The organism is Yoonia sp. R2-816 (assembly GCF_046762905.1).
Taxonomy (GTDB): Bacteria; Pseudomonadota; Alphaproteobacteria; order Rhodobacterales; family Rhodobacteraceae; genus Yoonia.
The window spans coordinates 1-282 of sequence record NZ_JBKQXN010000146.1 but is presented as its reverse complement, the minus strand read 5'-3'; the positions used below and the strand labels follow the sequence as shown (position 1 = coordinate 282).

The 282-nt window shown below is 57.1% G+C and carries 1 protein-coding gene; it reads right to left on the bottom strand.

The genetic code is table 11. The features are described from left to right. Nucleotides 1-282, bottom strand: a 282-nt coding sequence (locus tag ACFWW2_RS04790) for a transposase (protein ID WP_393926602.1), incomplete at both ends; no start/stop codon positions are given.

Genomic DNA, 282 nt, shown 5'->3' with positions numbered 1-282 from the left:
CCGCTCTTTGCCCCCCGATGAATGCTGCTTGGGCACCAGTCCGAGCCATGCGGCAAAGTCTCGTCCACATCTAAAGATATCCATGGACGGTGCGAAGGCCTCTACCGCCATGGCAGTGAGTGGACCAACGCCGGGTATCGTCTGAAGCCGCCGGGATATCTCTGACTGCTGAGATGGCTTTCTCAGCTTGGTCGTCTTCGTGTCAATCCGGATCGTAAGATCGTCAATGGCAGTGAGCAGCTCCTCACACTCCTCCCGAACCAAAGCAAGCAAGCCGTTGTC